General features: G+C 67.2%; 10 protein-coding genes. 5 read left to right on the top strand and 5 right to left on the bottom strand.

Annotated features, from left to right (window positions below; all coding sequences use genetic code 11):
• Positions 1 to 278: 278 nt before the first annotated feature.
• Positions 279 to 3,353: a glycosyl hydrolase 115 family protein gene (locus DB354_RS17015; RefSeq protein WP_107836833.1), complete on the top strand. Its 3,075-nt coding sequence runs from the start codon at positions 279 to 281 to the stop codon at positions 3,351 to 3,353.
• A 49-nt stretch (positions 3,354 to 3,402) separates the two neighbouring features.
• Here the strand turns inward: DB354_RS17015 and DB354_RS17010 are convergent, their stop codons facing one another.
• Together DB354_RS17010 and DB354_RS17005 are read right to left on the bottom strand one after the other, a co-directional pair.
• A complete protein-coding gene (locus tag DB354_RS17010) occupies positions 3,403 to 4,002 on the bottom strand; it encodes a class I SAM-dependent methyltransferase (RefSeq protein ID WP_107836832.1) in 600 nt (199 codons plus the stop codon).
• A gap of 66 nt (positions 4,003 to 4,068) precedes the next feature.
• Positions 4,069 to 6,975: a TIM-barrel domain-containing protein gene (locus DB354_RS17005; protein WP_107836831.1), complete on the bottom strand. Its 2,907-nt coding sequence runs from the start codon at positions 6,973 to 6,975 to the stop codon at positions 4,069 to 4,071.
• 103 nt (positions 6,976 to 7,078) lie between these two features.
• Between DB354_RS17005 and DB354_RS22730 the strand changes: the two genes are divergently transcribed.
• From DB354_RS22730 to DB354_RS22080, 4 genes are all read left to right on the top strand, one after another.
• Positions 7,079 to 7,294 (top strand): hypothetical protein, encoded by a 216-nt coding sequence (locus tag DB354_RS22730; RefSeq protein WP_233256673.1) that lies wholly within the window; start codon positions 7,079 to 7,081, stop codon positions 7,292 to 7,294.
• A 90-nt stretch (positions 7,295 to 7,384) separates the two neighbouring features.
• The gene (locus tag DB354_RS16995; RefSeq protein WP_107836830.1) at positions 7,385 to 8,455 is read left to right on the top strand and encodes a mannonate dehydratase; all 1,071 of its coding nucleotides are present in this window, start codon (positions 7,385 to 7,387) and stop codon (positions 8,453 to 8,455) included.
• A 57-nt stretch (positions 8,456 to 8,512) separates the two neighbouring features.
• Complete coding sequence (locus tag DB354_RS16990; protein WP_233256672.1) at positions 8,513 to 10,171, top strand: ASKHA domain-containing protein; 1,659 nt, start codon at positions 8,513 to 8,515, stop codon at positions 10,169 to 10,171.
• Positions 10,172 to 10,520: 349 nt separating this feature from the next.
• Complete coding sequence (locus DB354_RS22080; RefSeq protein ID WP_146180300.1) at positions 10,521 to 10,748, top strand: hypothetical protein; 228 nt, start codon at positions 10,521 to 10,523, stop codon at positions 10,746 to 10,748.
• Positions 10,749 to 11,202: 454 nt separating this feature from the next.
• Here the strand turns inward: DB354_RS22080 and DB354_RS16985 are convergent, their stop codons facing one another.
• From DB354_RS16985 to DB354_RS16975, 3 genes are all read right to left on the bottom strand, one after another.
• Entirely contained in the window at positions 11,203 to 12,249 is a 1,047-nt protein-coding gene (locus DB354_RS16985) for a uroporphyrinogen decarboxylase family protein (RefSeq protein WP_107836829.1), read from the bottom strand.
• Positions 12,250 to 12,492: 243 nt separating this feature from the next.
• The gene (locus tag DB354_RS16980; protein WP_107836828.1) at positions 12,493 to 13,398 is read right to left on the bottom strand and encodes a homocysteine S-methyltransferase family protein; all 906 of its coding nucleotides are present in this window, start codon (positions 13,396 to 13,398) and stop codon (positions 12,493 to 12,495) included.
• A gap of 637 nt (positions 13,399 to 14,035) precedes the next feature.
• On the bottom strand, positions 14,036 to 19,147 hold the full coding sequence (locus tag DB354_RS16975; protein ID WP_107836827.1) for an immunoglobulin domain-containing protein: 5,112 nt from the start codon (positions 19,145 to 19,147) through the stop codon (positions 14,036 to 14,038).
• Positions 19,148 to 19,319 lie beyond the last annotated feature (172 nt).

The following is a 19,319-nucleotide window of genomic DNA, read 5'->3' as shown; positions in this document are numbered from 1 at the left end:
TCTTCAGCCCGGCCCCTGACCGCCTCCGCTGCGTCCGGAGTATCTGGACATTATTCCCGCGAGTATCCGGACATTATCCGAGTATCTGGACATTATCACCTAACCAATTGCCCATTATATAGTAATAATTGCACCCATCGTCCCCTCCTGCTCCTTCGGTTTTCGCGTGAGCGAAAACCGCTCAGAAGTCTGAGGAGCGCGGGCTTCGCCTTCCCTCCCACGGGTTTCATCGTGTCCACCCGGCCGGCCCGTGTTCGCGCGGTCAGCCCAGAATCCCGATGTCCCGCATCACCCGTCGCTTTCTCGCTGCCTGCCGCCGCGCGGCCATCGTTGCCCGCCCGCTGCGCACACCGCGAGCCGCCTTTTCGCGTCGGTGGACCGCGGGCCTGCAACTCGCCGGCGTCCTGCTGGCAACGCTCGTGATCGCGGCGCCGCTGCGGGCCGTGGTCGGCGAGCCGGCGTACGTCAGCTTTGCCCCGGCCGAAGGCGCCTTCGCCCTGGCCACCACCGACGCCACGGCCGGGATCGTCGTCGCCGCCGAGGACTGGCCGGGCGTAATCCGGGTCGCCCGCGATCTCCAGGCCGATATCCGCCGCGTCACCACCCGCACGCCCACGCTGACCGTCGGCGCCCCCACCAGCGCCTCCGGCGACGTCGTGCTCGTGGGCACACTCGGACGCGCCGCCTGGATCGACGAGCTCGTGCGCGCCGGGAAGCTGGACGTTTCTCCCATCCGCGGGCGCTGGGAATCCTGGGTCCGCCAGGTGATCGAGCAGCCGTTCCCCGGCGTCGCCCGCGCGCTCGTCATCGTCGGCAGCGACAAGCGGGGCGCGATCTACGGCACCTACGACTTGTCCGCCCAGATCGGCGTCTCCCCGTGGTACTGGTGGGCGGACGTCACGCCCGACCGCCACGATGCGTTGTACGTGGCGCCGCCGCGTTTTGTGCAGGGGCCGCCGGCCGTTCGCTACCGCGGCATCTTCCTCAACGACGAGGCGCCGGCGCTCACCAACTGGGTCCGCGCGAAATACGGCGACGCGCCCGTGCGCGACAAGCCGCCCGTCCCGCCGGGCATCGCCAACTACGGCCGCGAGTTCTACGCCACGATCTTCGAGGTCCTGCTCCGCCTGCGCGGCAACTATCTCTGGCCGGCGATGTGGGACAACGCGTTCAACGAGGACGATTCCGCCAACGCCGCCCTCGCCGACGAGTACGGCATCGTGATGGGCACCTCGCACCAGGAGCCAATGCTCCGCTCGCAAATGGAGTGGGACCGCCGCCACAAGGCCACGATCGGCCACTGGAACTACGCCCAGCACCCCGCGCTGCTCGAGGATTTCTGGCGCGAGGGCATCCGCCGCAACCGCGCATTCGAAAGCATCATCACCATGGGCCTGCGCGGCGCCAACGACACCGAGATGGCCGCCGGCGGCCCCGACGCCCACCGCGACCTGCTCGAGCATATCGTCGCCCGCCAGCGCGACATCCTCCGCCAGGAACTCACGCCCGACGTCGCCCGCGTCCCGCAGCTGTGGTGCCTCTACAAGGAGGTGCAGGACTACTACGAGGCGGGGATGCGCGTACCCGACGACGTCACGCTGCTCTGGGCCGAGGACAACTGGGGCAACGTGCGGCGGCTGCCCACCGCGGCGGAGCGCGAGCGCCCGGGCGGCGCGGGCGTGTATTACCATTTCGACTACCACGGCGGCCCGCGCAGCTACCAGTGGCTCAACACCAACCCGCTGCCGAAGATCTGGGACCAGATGGCGCTCGCCCACCAGTACGGCGCCGACCGGATCTGGATCGTCAACGCCGGCCACTTCAAGGGCTACGAGGTGCCGGTCGAGTTCTTCATCGACCTCGCCTGGAACCCCGCCCGCTGGCACGGCGGCAACCTCGATGAGTTCCTCCGCGCCTGGGCCACCCGCGAGTTCGGCCCCGCCGCCGCCCCGGAAGCCGCCGCCCTCGTCGCGGGCTACGCCAAGTTCAACGGCCGGCGAAAGCCCGAGCTCCTCGCCCCCTCGACCTACAGCCTCGTGCACGCGCGCGAGGCCGAGCGCGTCGTCGCCGACTTCAACGCCCTCGCCGCCCGCGCCCGCGCGCTCGCCGCCACGCTGCCGGCCGCCAAGCGCGACGCGTTCTACCAGCTCGTGCAGTTCCCCACCGAGGCGTCCGCCCTCGTCAACGAGCTCTACGTCGCCGCCGGCCGCAACGCCCTCTACGCCCGCCAGGGCCGCGCCAGCGCCAACGACTTTGCCGCCGAGACGCGCCGCCTCTTCCAGGCCGACCTCGATCTGATGGCGTATTACAACGGCGAGTACGCCGGCGGCCGCTGGGCCCATTTCATGGACCAGGCGCACCTCGGCTACACCACGTGGCGCGATCCGCCGCGCAACTCGCTCGACGCCGTCCCGCTCGTCACCCACCCGGTCCCCGCCGCCGCCGCGCCCGCGCTCGCCGTCGAGGGCTCCGAGGACGCCTGGCCGCAGCTCGCCGCCACCACCGCCACGCCCGTTCTCACCGCGCCCCGGCTGCCGACGTTCGACGCCGTCAACCGGCAGCGCTACTACATCGAATTGTTCAACCGCGGCGCCGCGCCGTTCACCTTCACTGCCACGCCCAGCGCGCCGTGGATCCGGCTCAGCGCCCGCGAAGGCCGGGTCACCGGCGACCAGCGTCTGTGGGTCTCGCTCGACTGGCCGTCCGTCCCGCCGGGCGCCCCCGAGGGCAGCATCGAATTCCGCTGCGGCGCCGTCCGCCTCACGGTCGGCGTCAGCGCGTTCCGGCCCGCCACGACGCCCGTCGCCGGCGCGTTCGTCGAGAACAACGGCGTGGTCGCGATCGAGGCGGAACACGCCGCGCGCCACCGGCCGGCGGCCAACGGCCGTTGGACGCGCATCGCCGACTACGGTCACACGCTTTCCGGGCTGCGCGCCGAGGCGCCGGCCAACCAGCCGCCGGCCACGCCCGGCCAGGACGCAGCACTGCTTGAATACCGTGCGCACGTCTTCGCTGGCGGCCCCGCGGAGCTCACGCTGACGTGGAGCCCCACGCTGAATTTCATGCCCGACCGCCCGATGCGCTACGCGGTCGCGATCGACGACGCGAAGCCGCAGATCGTCACGCTCGTGGCCGCCAACTTCCGCGCCGAGCACCACAACCGGGAATGGGAAAAGGTGGTGGCCGACAACGCCCGCCGCTCGACCACCCGGCACACGCTCGCCGCTCCCGGCGAGCACACGATCCGAATCTGGATGGTCGATCCCGGCCTCGTCCTGCAGCGGGTCGTCCTGCATCGCACGCCCCTGCCGCCCACCTACCTCGGCCCCGTCGAAAGTCTCCGCGCGCCTTAGCGCCGCTGGCGCCGGCCTCATCCCCCACTCCGGCTCGCGGCTCGCCGAGCTATCGCCCACTTCCGCCGGAATTGTCCTTCGCCGCGATGTAGTAGTGGTTGTCGCCATCGTCGCGCCCTTGCGCGATGACGCTCATCCCTTCCGCCGCCAGGAGGCGCGTGTAGCCGGCGGCACCGAGTGACACGGAGCTGCCGCCGGTCAGCGCATCCGTCCATTCACAGGCTTGGTGCGGCGCGGTAAACAGCAGCAGGCCTCCCGGCGCGAGGGCGCGGGCCGCCTTGTGGATCAGGAGAGCCTGGACGTCGGGCGGGAGCAGGAACACCACTCCCCACGCGACCACGCCAGCAAACGTGCGCGCAAAGAAGTCGGATTCCTCGATGGTGCTGCACGCCGTGACGGCGTGCGGAAACCGCCGGCGAAAGTCCGCCAGCAGCGTCGGCGAGGCATCAAGGCCGTAGACCACCAACCGCTCGTCAACGAGCACCTGCGAAACGGGCACGCCATGCCCGCAGCCGACATCGAGCACACTGGCGCCCGACGGCAGCCGGCGCGCCCAGGTCCGCACCACGGCTTCACCCCGGTTCGAACGCGCGCCCATGAACGCCGCCGCGCTGGTTTCGTAGCCGTTGGCGCGGTCAGGAGCATTCATCGCCGGCAAATCGACACCGGTCCGTCGAAATTGCCAGCCGGCGGCCGCACGCCCGGGTCCGTCGCATCAGCGCGCGAAGCGCACCTCCGTGCGCGCCCCGGTGTAGAGAAGGCTCTTGGCCAAGGATTCCGGGCCCGCGATGAGAACCACCTTGAGTTCACGCTGCCGCACCAGCCCCGGGAAGGCCCCTTGGCGCGCTTCGACCACGAGCGTCCTGTCCGCGTCGTGCCACACGAGATCGAACGTCGCGCGTTCCCCGCGTTCATAGGCGTACGTCTCGTTGTCGTCCTCGTAGAGGGTGAACCTCGCGTCCGCGCCCGCGTAAACCCGCACCTCGTAAGGGGCATCCAGACGCTCGGTGGCGTATTGCACCACCGGCCCCATCGGCACGATCGAGCCCGCCCGCGCGTACAGGGGGAAGGTGTCCAGCGGACACTTCTTCGTCACGGTGGCCCCGCCCTTGAATCGTTTGCCGGTCCAGAAGTCGTACCAGTCGGTTCCCGCCGGAAGATACGTCTCCATCGTGTTGTCCACGTCCTTGGATCGGCTGGCGAGGGCGCGCAGCTCCTCGGGCGAACGCCACGTCAACCGGAAGTACCGGCCGTACGTGCCTTGGTAATACTCCGCTCGGAGCGCCACGGGCTGGCCTTTCTTCAAGGCGACCTGGGCACCGCGGTAGCGCTTCGGACCCGACGACCAGTCGTCCACGATCAATTTCCCATCGAGGTAGAGCCTCGCCCCGTCGTCGTATTCCGCGCCGATCTCGTATGTCCCGTCCTCCGGCGCGGTCAAAAACCCGGACCACCGCGCCGAGAAATGGTCGAACCGGTCCAACCCGGGCGGGGGATTCGCCAGCGGCGGGCCGGGCCACGCGTGCTCCACCGTGGCATCGATCGTCTTCCCAGCGGGCGTCTGCAGGTTGATGTCGGCGTAGTACTGCACCGCGAGTCCCGCTTCGCCCTCCGGGGTCTTCAGGGCCTCGTTTGGGATCGTCGGCGGCAACGGGTCGCCCCGGTGGTACATCGCCCGCGTCACGGGATGCACCAGCAGCGCCGGGCCGAACATGAAGGCGTCGTCGCGGTGCCGCACGGCCGGGTCATCCGGGAAATCCATCGGCAGGCCCCGCATCAGGGTGTAGCCCCGCGCGGTCGTCTGCCACGCGAGGGAGTAGATGTAGGGGAGCAACGCATACCGCAGCTCAGCCGCCCGGCGGAGCGAGGCGTAAAGCTCGGGAGCCGATTCCCTGAACAGGTAGGGCTCGCGCTCGATGCTGGTGCCGTGGATCCGGTAGATGGGATTGAACGCGCCGAACTGGTTCCACCGCGCGTACAGCTCCTGGTACTCGGGGTTCTTTTCCTTGCCCGGGTAGTTCACGAAGAACCCGCCCGTGTCCTGGCTCCAGTACGGCAGCCCGGCCATCGCGACGTTCACCCCGCCCGCGATCTGGGCACGCAACGTTTCCCAACTCGCAGTCGTGTCGCCCGACCACGGCACCGCCGCATAGCGCTGCTGCCCGGCCCAGGCGGAACGCGTCAGCGTGAACACGCGCCGGTCACCGCTCGCCCGCTGCCCCTCGTAGGTGCCCTGCGTCGTCACCAGCGTGTACGGGTTGAGGTAGCGCGTGAAGTCCCCGAGGGCGTTGACGCCCAGACCCTTGATGTCGCGTTCCACCTCCGCGGGATCGTGGCACGCGCCGCCGACTTCCACCTCCGTGCCATCCATCCACAGCGCGTCCACGCCGACATCGAGCAGCCCTTGCTTGATGTGCTTGAAGTAAATGGCCCGCCCCTCGGCGCTGAACGCGTCGTAGATTCTCGCCCGCTGGGAGATCCAGTGCAGCGGCGCGAACCGCAGCCCGTGCTGATCGAGTTCCCGGGCAAGGGCAGTGTCGTTTCCCACCGAGGGCCAGATCGAGTTCATGAGTTTGACGTGCAGCTCTTCGTGCAGCGTCTTCGTCAAGCCCGCCGGATCCGGAAACCGCTCGTGGTCCCAGATCATCCCGCTCCAGGTCCCGTCCTTGTCCCCGCCCCAGTATTGCCAGTCCTGCACGATGAAATCCAACGGGAAGCGGTCCTGCCGAAAGCTCCGCACCACCTCCAGCAGCCGCGCCTGCGTCTTGTAGCGTTCCTTGCTCATGAACAACCCGTACGCCTGGCGCGGGAACATCGGCGCCGCGCCCGTGAGCCGCCGGTAACCGGCGATCACGTCGTCCATCGTCGCCCCGGACACAAAGTAGTAATCGACGCCCGCCGGCGCGCTCTCGGCCCAGAGCGTCGCGCCCGCCGCCTCGTCGCGAAAGGTCATCTTCGAGTAGATGTCCCACAGGATGCCGTAGCGGCGGGTCGAGGTCAGGAACGGCACCACGCTACCGATGTTCGTCTGGACCAGCAGGACCTCCTTTCCGCGGTAGTCCATGTAGGACTGGTTGTACTGGCCGAGGCCATACAGCGATTCGTCCGGGGCCAGCGTGAACGTCGTGCTGACCTCGTACGTCGGCGCGCCAGAGATCGTGACGGGTTTGATCGCCGCGGGCCGCCGCTGGTGCTCACGCGTAAACAGCTGCCCGCGCGCGTCGAAAAACGAGAGCGCGCCCGTCGTCTTGTCCGCGACCACCCGCAGCCGGGACGACCGGACCGAGAGCTCCGCCGGCGCTTCTTCCACCGTCAGCGCCACCCGCTCCGGCCGCGCCATCACCGCCAGGCTCGGCTGCGTCGTGTACGTCGCGCCGAGGTTCGCCGTCACGCGCACCACGCCATCCGTATAGAAGAGGACGTTCTTCACGACCCCGCCGACGGCGAACTGCACGCCGTGCTCGAGCGGCACGAACGCAAAGGCGCCGGCCGCCGGGCGCACCACCGCCTCAGGCTGGCCGGCGGGGTCGAGTCCGCTCGCCGCCGCCCTCGCTCCAGGCAGGCCCAACGGGGCGAGGCCGACGGACAGCAACAGGAACACCTTGGTGAATGAGGTCTGCATGGGGTTGAGCGCAGAAGCACACCGCGCGAAATCGCGCCCAACTTAGGTTAGTCCGTCCTCCCAGCCAGCCCGAAGCACTTGGACGTCCAGCAACGTCGCCGCCGTGCGCACGATGGGCGGCGGCTTCGGCCTCACGAAGGCGTTCTACATCACGAAGCAGTTTGGCGGCCGGTTCTTCATCGCCTCGGAATGCGGCGTTGGCACCCGGATCCGCATCTTGCTGCCCCGTCCCTCCGACGCGCACGCGCGGCCCTCCGCCCAAGCGCAGGAACCCGACACAGTGTCGAAACACCCTCCGCTGGCCACAGCCACCGCGTAGTGCAGGGCCGAGGAGGTCTAATCTTCGCGCGGGAAAAGGCGTGGCGCGGAGGGGCGGGGGCGGCTAGCGTCCGGGGCTTTTCCACCGCCCATGAAACTCGGACTCGGCCTCTACCGGCACATGCTCACGCGCGAGAACTTCCTCTTCGCGCGGCAGGCCGGCGCGACCCACATCGTTGCCCACCTCGTCGACTACTTCCGCGGCGGCGCCCACGCCTCCCGCGACGACCAGCCCACCGGCACCGACTTCGGCTGGGGCCTCGCCGGCGACCCCCACCAGCTCTGGACCACCGCCGAACTCCTCGCCCTCCGCCGCGAGGTCGAGGCCGCCGGGCTCAAGCTCGAGGCTATCGAGAACTTCGACCCCGCCCACTGGCACGACGTGCTCCTCGACGGCCCCCGCCGTCCGCAGCACATCGAGAATGTAAAGACCCTCGTCCGCCGGCTCGGCGAGGCCGGCATCCCGATCATGGGCTACAATTTCAGCGTCGCTGGCGTCGCTGGCCGCACCCGCGGCAACTACGCGCGTGGCGAGGCGCCCTCCGTCGGCATGGAGGGGCCCTACGACGCCCCCATGCCCAACGGCATGGCGTGGAACATGGTCGTCGATCCCAACGCCCCCGCCGGCAACGTCCCGTCCGCCACGCCCGAGCAGCTCTGGGACCGGCTCCAGCGTTTCCTCGACGAGGTCCTTCCCGTCGCCGAAGCCGCCGGCGTCCGACTCGCCGCCCACCCCGACGACCCGCCGCTGCCGACCATCCGCCAGCAACCGCGGCTCGTGTACCAGCCGCGGTATTACCAAAAGCTCATCGACCTCAACCCCAGCCCCGCGAACCAGCTCGAGTTCTGCATCGGCTCCCTCGCCGAGATGACCGAGGGCGACGTCTACGAGGCCGTCGACCAGTACAGCCGCCAGCACCGGCTCGGCTACGTCCACTTCCGCAACGTCCGCGGCAAGGTCCCCACCTACAAGGAGACGTTCATCGACGACGGTGACGTCGATATGCTGCGCGTGCTCCACATCCTGAAGCGCAACGGCTTCGAGGGCGTCCTCATCCCCGACCATACCCCGCAGATGTCCTGCGGCGCCCCCTGGCACGCCGGCATGGCTTACGCGATGGGCTACATGAAGGCCGCGATGAAGTTCACGGGCGCGGATTAATCCGCCTGATAACGGCGCCCCGCGGCGCAGTATCCGCGGGACACCCACCCCGCCGCCATGCCAGTGTCGGCGGCCCGCATGAGCGCCCAACTGCACATCGACCACCGGTCCTGCCCCGCCCCGGTCGGCCGCTCGCTGTTCGAACTCGCCGAGGGCGCCGGCGTCCACGTGCCGAGTTCCTGCGCCCGCCAGGGCCGCTGCAAGGAGTGCGTCGTCGAAGTCACCGCGGGCATGGAGCGACTCACGCCGCCCACCGCGGACGAGGCCCATCTCGCCGAGTCCTACCGGCTCGCGTGCTGCGCGCGCGTCGCGGCCGAGGAAGGCGAGATCCACTGCCACACGATGCGGCGCGGCACGATGCGCATCGAGCGCGACGCCGCCGACCTGCCGACCACCGGCGCGAGCACCGCGCTCGACCCGGCGGTCACGCGCGAGGGCGACCGCGTGCTCCTCGAGGGCGTCGAGATCGACCGCCGCGCCGGCCCGCTCCACGGACTCGCGATCGACATTGGCACCACGACCGTCGTGCTCCGGCTCGTGAATCTCGAGACCGGCGACGTCGTCGCCGACGCCTCCTTCGAGAACCCGCAGCGCTTCGGCGGCTCCGATGTGATGGCGCGCATCCATTTCGACTCGGTCGACCGCACCCACGCCCTCCAGCGCGCGCTGCTCGGTTATCTCAGCCGCACGATCCAGGAGTTTCCCGTCGATCCGCAGTCGATCTACGAGGTCGTCATCGCCGGCAACTCGACGATGCGCGACTTGTTCTTCGGGTTGTCCGTCCACCCGATCGGCCAGAGCCCGTACCAATCGATCACGGAGATCGAGGTCGCGGCGGGCCGGCGCGCCTCAACCAGTGTCAGCGTCACCGCCGACCACCTGCGGCTGCCGATTCATCCGCGCGCCCGCGTTTACGGTTTGCCGATCATCAGCGGCCACGTCGGCGCCGATGCGGCGGCGTGCCTGCTCGCGATCGATCTCGCCCACGAGGAGCGCGTGGTGGCGATGATGGACATCGGGACCAACACCGAGCTGCTGCTTGGCAACCGGCACAAGATCTTCGCGGCGTCCTGCCCCGCCGGTCCCGCCTTCGAGGGCGGCCAGATCGCGTTCGGCATGCCCGCGCTGCCCGGCGCGATCGAGGAAGTGCGCATGAATGAGGACGGCACCTTCGCGATCAGCGTGATCGACAACGCTCCGCCCGACGGCCTGTGCGGCTCGGGGCTCGTCGATTTGCTGAGCGAATTGCAGCGCACGGACCGCATTAATCCCATCGGTCGCTACACCGACGGCGCGCGGCAGATCGTCGTGAGCAACGCGGGCGAGCGGCCCGTCACGTTCAGCGAGGCCGACATCAATGCGCTCGCGCAGGCCAAGGGCGCGAACGTCGCGGGCCTGCGCATTGTGGCGGGCGACTACGGTGTTTCGTTTGCGGACATCGAAATCTTCTACGTGGCCGGCGGCTTTGGCCGGCATCTGAATCTCGATTCCGCGCGCCGCATCGGACTCATTCCCGACATTCCCGATGCGCGCATTCGGCAGATTGGAAATGCGTCGATCGAAGGCGCGATGCGCGCGCTGCTTTCGCGCACGCGCCGCGCGGAACTCGAGGAAATCGTGAAGCGCGTCTCGCATCGCCGCCTCGAAACGCACCCGCAGTTTTTCGACATTTTCGTCGAAGGTTGCCTGTTCCAGCCAGTCTCCGCCACCGCCTAGCGCACAACTCTTCCTCTTACTCTTCCTCTTTCTCCCTGAAGAACAGCCGCCTCGATCTTCGTCACGGAGTTCACCGAGTTCGGAGGAGGGCACGGAGGAAAACCGCCAGAATTTCGTGACGAAGATCGCGCAGAGTTCGTTCAGGACTTCGTGAGTGCCTCGTGCGGGATTCCGTCAGTTCTCCTCCGTGTCCTCCTCCGAACTCCGTGCGCTCCGTGACGAAAAATGGCCTTCGGAGTGAGGGTGAGAGTGAAAGTGAAAGTGGAGAGCCACTCGCAGGGAGTACGTGGCGGCGTTCTTGTGATCGCGGCCAGGTCCTCGGTATCCTCCTCCGAACTCGGTGAACTCCGTGACGAAGACCGGAACTCACGAATTCCCGATTCGAATCCGCCCCAATCTTCGTCACGGCGCGCACAAAAAACCGACGCGACGCCGAGAAAATCCTACAAAATTCGTTCGCGCCCTCCTGTTGTTTTCGCCGCCGGCGAAAACAAAAGATCCGGACATTATGAAAAAGTATCCGGACATTATTCCGGAGTATCTGGACATTATCCCGTTAGACGTTGCTAGAACGTGAATTATAATTGCAGCCATCGACACCTTCTACTCGTCGGTTTGGCCGCGGTTTTGCGGGTGGACACGTGAGAAGATTCGCCCCGCAGTGCGAATGACACCGGGAGTGCCAAAGGCACGGTGACCGAATGCGCGCGCCCCGGCTGCAGACCAGCCGCCAAATTCACGCGCCCCCAAGGGGCTCTCGCGCGCAAGCAGGCGAACGCAGCCTGATGGAAAAACCGCGCCCCATCGGGGCGCGAAAAGGGCGCGGACCGCACGCGATCCTAACGAACGCCGTCCCCATTCGCGCGCCCACCTCCCACCGACTTCAACCTTCTCTCTCACCTCGGGGAGTCAGCCCCGCGTTCACTCCCGGGTGTCAGCCCGAGTGCGCCGACCACACTTTCACTCTCACTCTCACTTTCACTTTCACTTCGGGGCGCCGCGCCCGACCGCCCCGAGCTCACTTCGCGGCGTCACCGCCGCGAGTTGAATTCCGCGAGCGCGGACTGCATCGCGACGATGTTTGCGCGCGGCATGCCGGGGCTCGTGCCACCGCCGACGGAGAGGATGATGTTTTCGCCGCCGCTCTTCTCGAGCACATCGAGCGTGGCCGCGCGCACCTGCTCGGGCGTGCCGCGCACTCCGACCTCCAGGGGATTCACATTGCCCATGAGACACAGGCGGCGACCGATGCGCGCCTTCACGTCGGCGATGTCGGTCTGCTTGCCCCAGTTGAGCACGTTGAAGCCGACGTCGGGCAGATGTTCGAGGCACTCCTCAATGTTGGCGTCGTTGTGATAAATCTTCACCCAATCGGCCGGAAACGCGTCGCAGATCCGCTTCAGGTACGGATGGCAGAACTCCTTGTAGTGCTCCTCGCCGACGAAACCCACGAGGTCATCGAGCAGGAAGATGGCCTCGACATCGCGGCCGACGGCCGCGGCCTGCGCCTTGAGCCAGTCGATGATCAGGCGCGTGCAGAGATCGAGGAGCTTGTGCGCGTACTCAGGCTTCTCGACGAGATCCATCATGAACTCGGTCGTGCCGCGCACGAACCCGGCGGTGCACATCGGACCGCGCGAGGTGACGATCGGGAGGATTTCGCCGGTGTCCCAGATGCGCTGCTTCTGCATCCGGATGCGCTGCAGCGTGAGCCCCATGAAGGCGTCGGCCTCGACTTCGTACGGCGGGAGGCGGTCGACGTCCTCGATGTTGAAGAGCAGCGGCAGATCGCTCGGCGTGTTGTTCTCCCAGAACTTGATCTTGGCGCCGAGCGCGGAGGGTTCGGCCGCCATGCCGTACTCCGGCCACCAGCCGGGCACGAAGGTGATGTCCGGGAACTCCTGGTGCACCTGATGGTGCGCGCGGAACCACGTGTCGGGGTTGAGGAAAAACTCGGCGTGGCTGACGCCCACGTAGCCCGGCAGCCAGGGGCTGTCGATGATCATGGCCATCGGGATCTGGGGCAGCTTTTCGCCGCGGGCGGCGCGCTTGAACGTGGACCACTGGGAAGGAGTCATGGCGGGTAAGGGCGAGAGTCGAAGGGCGGGAGGGCGCTGGTTGTACGCGGCGACGATCGCGATGTCACGGATGCGCGCGGTTCAACCTATAGCGCACACGGATTTCGGCGGGGCCGAAATCCGTGAAGTGGGGCTTTGTGCGCGCCGCGCGGCGCGGCGCGACCGAACCACAGAGGCACGCAGGCCGGGGCGGGGTTGGCCGAATAGGGGCCGCGAACCCGCGGGCGGGTAAGGCAGAGGCGACTAGCGCGCGGCGGCGTGGGCGTCGACGGCGGCGCGGATGGCGCGCGTGTGGTCGGGCGTGCTGCCGCAGCAGGAGCCGACGATGGCGGCGCCGGCGGCGAGCGCGGCGGGCACGGCCTTGGCCATGTCGGCGGGCAACTGACGATAGACCAGGCGTCCCTGCTCGAGGACGGGCTGCCCGGCGTTGGGCTGCACCATGATCGGCAGCGCGCAATGCTGACGGAAAAGGGCGGCGACCTCGGCGGCCGCCGGCATGTCCATCCCCGCGCCGCAGTTCAGCGCCACGATGTGCGCGCCGTGGGCAACGATCACCTCGACGGCCTGTTCGGGCGACACGCCCATCATCGTGCGGAAGGATTTGCCATCCGGCGCGCGGTCGAAGGCGACCGAGCCGATGATGCACGCGGCCCCGGCCTGTTTCGCGGCGTCGATGGCGAGCCCGAGTTCCTCGAGTGCGGTCTGGGTCTCGATGATGACGGCGTCGACGCCGGCAGCCACGAGTTCCTTCGCCTGTTCGAGCAGCGCGGCGGAAGCGTCGACGAGCGAGAGGTCGCCGTAGGGTTCCAGGAGCACGCCGAGCGGGCCGATGTCGCCAAGGACGAAGCCCGGCTTGCCGCCGAAAGCCTCACGCGCGAGCCGCGCCCCGGCGCGGTTGATGGCGGCGAGATCCTTTTCGAGCCCGTACTTGGCGAGGCCGATGCGGCTGGCGCCAAAGGTATTCGTGATGATGCAGTCCGCGCCCGCCTCGACGTAGCGCCGCTGGATGGCGAGGACGCGGTCCGGATGGGTGAGATTCCAGGCCTCACCGCAGGCGCCCTGCTCCAGGCCGGCGAGCATGAGTTGGGTTCCCATCGCGCCGTCACAAACGAGCCGGCGGGTGCGGATGATGTCGTGCAGGAGAGTCATGGGCGGAACGAAGAAAGTTCACCGCGAGCTGAGCTTCCCTCGCCGCCATTGGCAAGTGGCGGCTGCGCCCGCCGGCAGCCCGGTTGCAGGTTCGAAAGTTGCACGTTGGCAGGTCGGAAGTTGGCAAGTTGCAGGTCGCGCTGACGGGCGCCGCAGTTCCAAGTGGGCAAGTTGGCAGGTTGCAAGTTGGGAGGTCGGAAGGTTGCAGGTCGACAAGGCGCCAGCGCCGTCACCCGTCGTTCGCGGCTCCCCACTTTCACTCTCGCTTTCACTTTCACTCCGAAGGCCGTTCTCGTTCTTCGTCACGGAGTGCACAGAGGCCGGAGGATGACACCGAGGAAAACCGTCAGAACTCCACTTAGGCACTCAACAAGCCTCGAAAAGAATCTGCCCAATCCTCGTCACGGAGCTCACAGAGGCCGAATGAGGACACGGAGGAAAACCGGCCGGAATATTGCCCCACCCGCCGAAGCCGCGGGCGCGTCGGTACGCGGACGGCAACGTGGCGCCCAGTTACGATGCGAGGAACGCCGCCACGCGCCGGCGCAGCCCCATGACCGCGCCGGCTTCCGTCATTCTAAATTCTGCATTCTCCATTCTGCATTAGCGCAGCGCAGAGGCGCTGCGCGTCAGCGCCTTAGTTCACTTCGTACACCTCGATCATGCCGGTGCCGGTGGTGTCGCCCTTGCCGCTGAGGATCGCGGTGTAGAGGCCGGGCTCGAGCGTGAGCAGGAGCACGGCGTCCTTGCTGCCGGGCAGCAGGCCGAAGGCGCCGGTCGGCATGGAACGCACGGTGATTTCATCGGCGGAGAGGCCGGAGGTCTGCGTGCCCCAGTTGTCATTCGTCGCGATCACCTTCTCGGAGTCGCGCAACGTCAGGATCGGGTCGGCCAGCGCGCCCTGGTTCACACCAAGGTCTGTCAGTCTGGGGCCGATGCCGCGGATCAGGACCCGCTTCGGCGTGTTGCCGGAGACGACCACGCCGGCCACCAGCACGTCCTCGCCGGTTCCCACCCAACCGCGCGTGGAGATGTTTGCCAGGTGCGGCTGGTCGGTGCCCGTCAGGTCGTCGCCGTCGTACACCTCCACCAGCGCCACGCCATGGCTGCCCGCCGCGGGCGTCACCATCACCGTGTAGATTGCGGGCGGGAGGTTCACGTACAGCGCCGCGTCCTTGCTCGGGTTCGGCAGCTCAAAGGCCTGCGTCCGCTTCGCCGCCGCCGCGATGTCCGCGGCATTCGCCTCGCTGCTCCAGTTGTCGACCTCCTTCAGCAGCGTCGATCCCTGGTACAGGCTCAGCTTCGGATCCGCGATCGGCTCCTTCACGCTCAGCTTCGAGAGCGTCGGACCGACCGCCCGGATCAGCACGTTGCGATTCGCCGAGCCGGAGATCACGAAGCCGGCCACCAATGTATTGAGTCCGTCGCCCGTGCGCCCGCGGCTCGAGATGTTGAACAGCCGCATCGCCTGCCGCACGCCGTCGCGCAGTCCGCCGAACTTCTGTCCGGAGAACCCGGTCTTGTCCGCGATCACGCGCACCGAACCGCCGCCATCGATCGTGACGGTGAGTTGCGCCCCGCTCGCCGGCGTGAGCGTCATCTGACCATTGGCAAACGTGCCCAGGCCGCCGGCGGACGTGTTGCCCGAGTAGGCGAAGAAGACCGCGCGGCCGTCCGGCGCCACGATGCCGTACGAACCGCCGAGCGCGCCGTTGAGCGGCGGCACCACGTAGTAGCCCGCCAGCCCGCCGCTGCCCGTTGGCCGGCTGCCCGTGAACGTCAGCTCCAGCGGATACACCGAGCCACTCAATGTGCCGTCGACGTTGATCACGCCGGAGACCAAGCGCCCCGCACTCGTGCGCGGATCAAGTGCGTTCGCGATAAACGTGCCGTCGCGCCCAAGGGTGACGTTCTCGCAGAGCAGCCCGCCCTCGTTTGTGCCGAGAACATTGCCCACCAGCACCGCCGAGCCGTTCGCCCGTACCAGCAGCGCCAGATCGCCCCCCGCGCCACCCGTCCCAAGCTTCGCCAAGTACACGCCCGCAAACGCCTCCGCGCCCGCGCCGAGATTGGAAACCGTCAGGTCCGCATTGAGCACGGTGAACGACGGGAACCCCTGCACCGACGTCACCACCACCAGTTGCTTGTCTGAGATGGCGAACACCCGCAGCGGCGTGCCGGGGAGATCCACCGTCCCGTCCAGCAAATACGTCACCTCCGACCAGCGCTGCACCTGCGCCGTACCGGCAGTGCCCACCCGCAGGGAGTAGAGCCGATTCCCGAGCCACGCTCCATCCAGGATATTGTTCGCCAGAGCGCCCAACGGCTTCAGATCGGCGCTCAACACGCGCCCATTGCCCGTCGCCATCAAAGTACCTTCGGCATTCGGGCACAGCGGCATCGTCGCATCCGTCGATCCCGCCACGGCGTAACCGGGAATGCCTTCCGCCGTCGTCGCCTCGTATTGGAAGCCGGAGGAGTAGCGGGAGACCGAGTAGAGCCGCCGAAGCGCCGCGTTCCAATACAGCCCGAGACCAGAGCTCTCATAGCTGGTGGAGAAAACGAACTGCCCATTCGCGTCGAACCCCATCCGGTTATACCCCGTCGAGCAAACCAGGAGACGTTCAATATCCATTACGCTCCCGAAGGAGTAGGGGTGGACAGCCACGGCCGTCTCCGTAGGCGTGCTTAAAGTCAGCGGCACCGCGGTAAGGGTGCCGTCTTCGTACTGCAGGAGCGTGCGCGTCCCCTTGGGATTGGACGTAACCAGACGCGGACTCCCGCGCAGCGGCACAGCGCTAAGGTAGCTGCGCGTGGACGTGGACCAGCGCACCACGGCCTGCTTGGTGCGGCTGACGATCTGCACAACGCCATCGCCGAACGCCACTCCGTCCAGCGACATCCGTTCCCCCTGCCCGGTCGTGACGGGGCGCGGGATGGGAGCGACGAACGCCGCCGGAGCCAGTTTGGCCACAGCAAACGGCAATGTGCCCGCATTCGCGCCGAAAACGAATACATCGGTGCCGCGGCCAAAGGCGCGGGTTGCGGCGAAGGACAGGGGCGCTCGTGCGGTCTCCGCGTAATCACCCGCGCGGAGCAGGTGGGCCATTCCCGCTCGAAGCACGACGGTCGCGCCGTCGCTCCGCGATACGAGATCCAGGAACGGCAAGCCGAGGGAGCCGGTGTACGCCAAGGAAGGGGTCGCGAACCGCGACCCATTGGTGGTGACCAACTCAGACCCTCCCGCGACGAGATGAAGCCGCTTAATACTATAGGAGTCGTAGGCGTCGTACGACGCGGTCGTGACATCGGTGAATGACCCATCGGAGGAGATGGTGAAGGCGGCCGGCCGGCTCGCCTCATTAGAGGTCAGGCCGTACCCACGGTTGGTCAACTGGGAGAACACGACCTTGTGCATGGCCGCCACCGTGGGTCCCGGCTGTAGGTTGCTCCGCCGCACGGACTGCAGCGTCGGCGAGTAATTCGGAGCGCCGCTCAGGTAATAGAGAAAGTCCCCGTGGGCATAGAGCTGCGTAATGTCGGCGCCGGCATTCAAAACCGGAGTCTCATCCACCAGGCTAGGTGAACGCCGGGCCAATGTCCGACCGTACGCAACGTACACCCCCTCCGTGGTGGGCAGGAACGCCGTGGGCACCTGTGTGGCGCTTAGGACCACGCTCGGCAGCCACTTTTCGGCAGCGAGATCGTAACGCTCGATTCGGCTGGGCTCGGTCGCGAGGAAGTACACGACCTCGCCGAGTTGGGCGACGCTCACCCATGGCGTCGTGTTACTCTCGTTCAACGCAACCCGGATTTCGCGCGAGATCAGGATGCCGCCGGGGCCCGTGACCCTGACCACGTAGGTGCCAAGGTCGGCGGCAGTCACGTTGTCGACCCGATAGTAGGCCGAGGTCGCTCCCGCAAGGGCCACGCCGTTTCGATACCACTGATACGTAAAGGGCGGAGAGCCGTAGACGCTCATGCCGCCGAGGTACAGCGAGTTCCCCAACGAGACACTCGTGTCACTGGGCCAGTACGAAACCTTCGGCGGTTCGGGCGGCAATACGGTCAGGCTGGCGTCGTTGCTGGTCGCGGTTCCGCCCGGGCCGGTGGCCTGCAGCGAATAGACACCGGCGTCAGACTCCTTCACCGCCGAGATGGAGTAACTGCTGTACGTTGCCCCGGCCAAAGGAACGCCGTTTTTACGCCACTGGACCTTCACCGGCCCAGCCCCGGTCGACGACCAGTATGCGGAAAAGCTGGCGTTCTGGCCCAAGGCCACACGGGCCGGCTTGGGTTGTTCGGTGATGGTCGGCGCCACCGGTTCCGATACCTTCACCACCGCCGCGTTGCTGGTAATGCTCCCCACCCGGTTCTTTACAACGACCGTATAGCTGCCGCTGTGCGTCGGCTTTGCCTCATAGAGATGGTAGTTCGCATCGACGGCGTTGGGGATAACCACCCCGTCTTTCGACCACTGGATGGTAAGTGGCGGGGTGCCGGCAACGCCCACCGACAAGTCCAGCGTACCGGCATACGGCACCGTCACACTCGCAGGCTGACGCGTGATGGTGGGAGCCTGGGCCGCATTGACCGTGACCGTGGCGGCGCTGCTGTAAACCGTACCCGCCGGATTAGTCACCGCCACGCGGTAAGCACCCGCGTCCGCGAACGCCGCGGCACTCACGGAGTAATAGGAGTACTTCGCGTCCTTGATCGGAGTACCGTCCTTCTCCCACTGGTACGTCAACGGCGAACTGCCGGACGCGTAAGCGCTGAGCTGAAAGGATTGTCCCTCGGCCACGGTGACCCCCTCCGGCTGTGTGTAAATCGTGACTGGCGTCGCGGGGTTGACGGTGAGGACCGCCTCGCGGCTGGTGGCGGAGCCGGCGGCATTGCTCACCTTGACCGAGTAATTGCCGGCATCAGCCAGGGCGATGTTGTTTATGAGCAACGGGGTGGTGGTCGCGCCGGGGATCGCCGTGCCGTTCTTGTACCACTGTATGGCAAATGGCGAAGACCCGGCGTTCAGGCTATAGCCGAACGAAACGGAGTTTCCCACCATCACCGTCTGGTCGTTAGGATAGCTGGGATACAGGACCGGAGCCACCGCCGCATTGACCGTCAGCGTGGCGGTCTGGCTGGTGGCAGAGCCTTGGCTGTTGGAGACCACGACCGAATATCCGGCGGCATCGGCGAGTGTAACTGCCGTCAAGGAAAGCACCGAGGTCGTCGCGCCCGCGATGGCCGTTCCGTCACGGCGCCACTGATACGTCCGCGGGTAACTGCCGTTGGCGGTGATGTAGAATGAAGCGTTCTGCCCCACGTAAACGGAATTGGAATAGGGCTGCGAAGAGATCGTCGGGGCCGCGAGCGCCCTCACCACCAGACTGGTGGTGGCCACGCTGGCGCCGGCGCTGTTCGTCACGGTCACGCCATACGTGCCGGCATCCGCCGCGACCGCGGCCTCGATGCGGTAGGACACCGCGGTCGCACCCGCCAGCTCTACTCCGTTCTTCTTCCACTGATACGTCTGACCCGCCCCGTCGCCATAGAACAGGACCGTCAGATTTACGAGCTGACCATTCTCGACCGTGCCGCCGCCGGAAATTCCCTGCAGCGACGGAGCGGTGGCGGCGGGACCAGTGCCGTTGTCCGACGGAATCACCGTCGGATCGATGGCGTACTGCCCATATAGAGCGCTGCCAAACAGGAATGCCGCCAGTAGCAGGAAACGACGTGCGTACATGGCGCGGAGCACACCATGTGCATTTAACGCCGTCAATCGTCCGGCCTCTCGAATTTCTATTACTACCGGCAGACCAACTCGCCCGCGCGCCGTTCTCGTTCGTCGTCACGGAGTGCGCGACGTGGCAGATCGCGACAATCCTCGTCACAGAGCGCACGGAGCCCGGAGGAGG

This window comes from Opitutus sp. ER46 (assembly GCF_003054705.1).
Taxonomy (GTDB): domain Bacteria; phylum Verrucomicrobiota; class Verrucomicrobiia; order Opitutales; family Opitutaceae; genus ER46.
The sequence above is the reverse complement of the archived record's forward strand: the minus strand, read 5'-3'. Positions and strand labels throughout refer to the sequence as shown.

Coding starts and splice junctions, on each gene's coding strand:
- DB354_RS17005 (WP_107836831.1), bottom strand. CDS start 6,975: ATGCAGACCTCATTCACCAAGGTGTTCCTGTTGCTGTCCGTCGGCCTC.
- DB354_RS16995 (WP_107836830.1), top strand. CDS start 7,385: ATGAAACTCGGACTCGGCCTCTACCGGCACATGCTCACGCGCGAGAAC.
- DB354_RS16980 (WP_107836828.1), bottom strand. CDS start 13,398: ATGACTCTCCTGCACGACATCATCCGCACCCGCCGGCTCGTTTGTGAC.
- DB354_RS16985 (WP_107836829.1), bottom strand. CDS start 12,249: ATGACTCCTTCCCAGTGGTCCACGTTCAAGCGCGCCGCCCGCGGCGAA.
- DB354_RS17015 (WP_107836833.1), top strand. CDS start 279: ATGTCCCGCATCACCCGTCGCTTTCTCGCTGCCTGCCGCCGCGCGGCC.
- DB354_RS16975 (WP_107836827.1), bottom strand. CDS start 19,147: ATGTACGCACGTCGTTTCCTGCTACTGGCGGCATTCCTGTTTGGCAGC.
- DB354_RS16990 (WP_233256672.1), top strand. CDS start 8,513: ATGCCAGTGTCGGCGGCCCGCATGAGCGCCCAACTGCACATCGACCAC.
- DB354_RS17010 (WP_107836832.1), bottom strand. CDS start 4,002: ATGAATGCTCCTGACCGCGCCAACGGCTACGAAACCAGCGCGGCGGCG.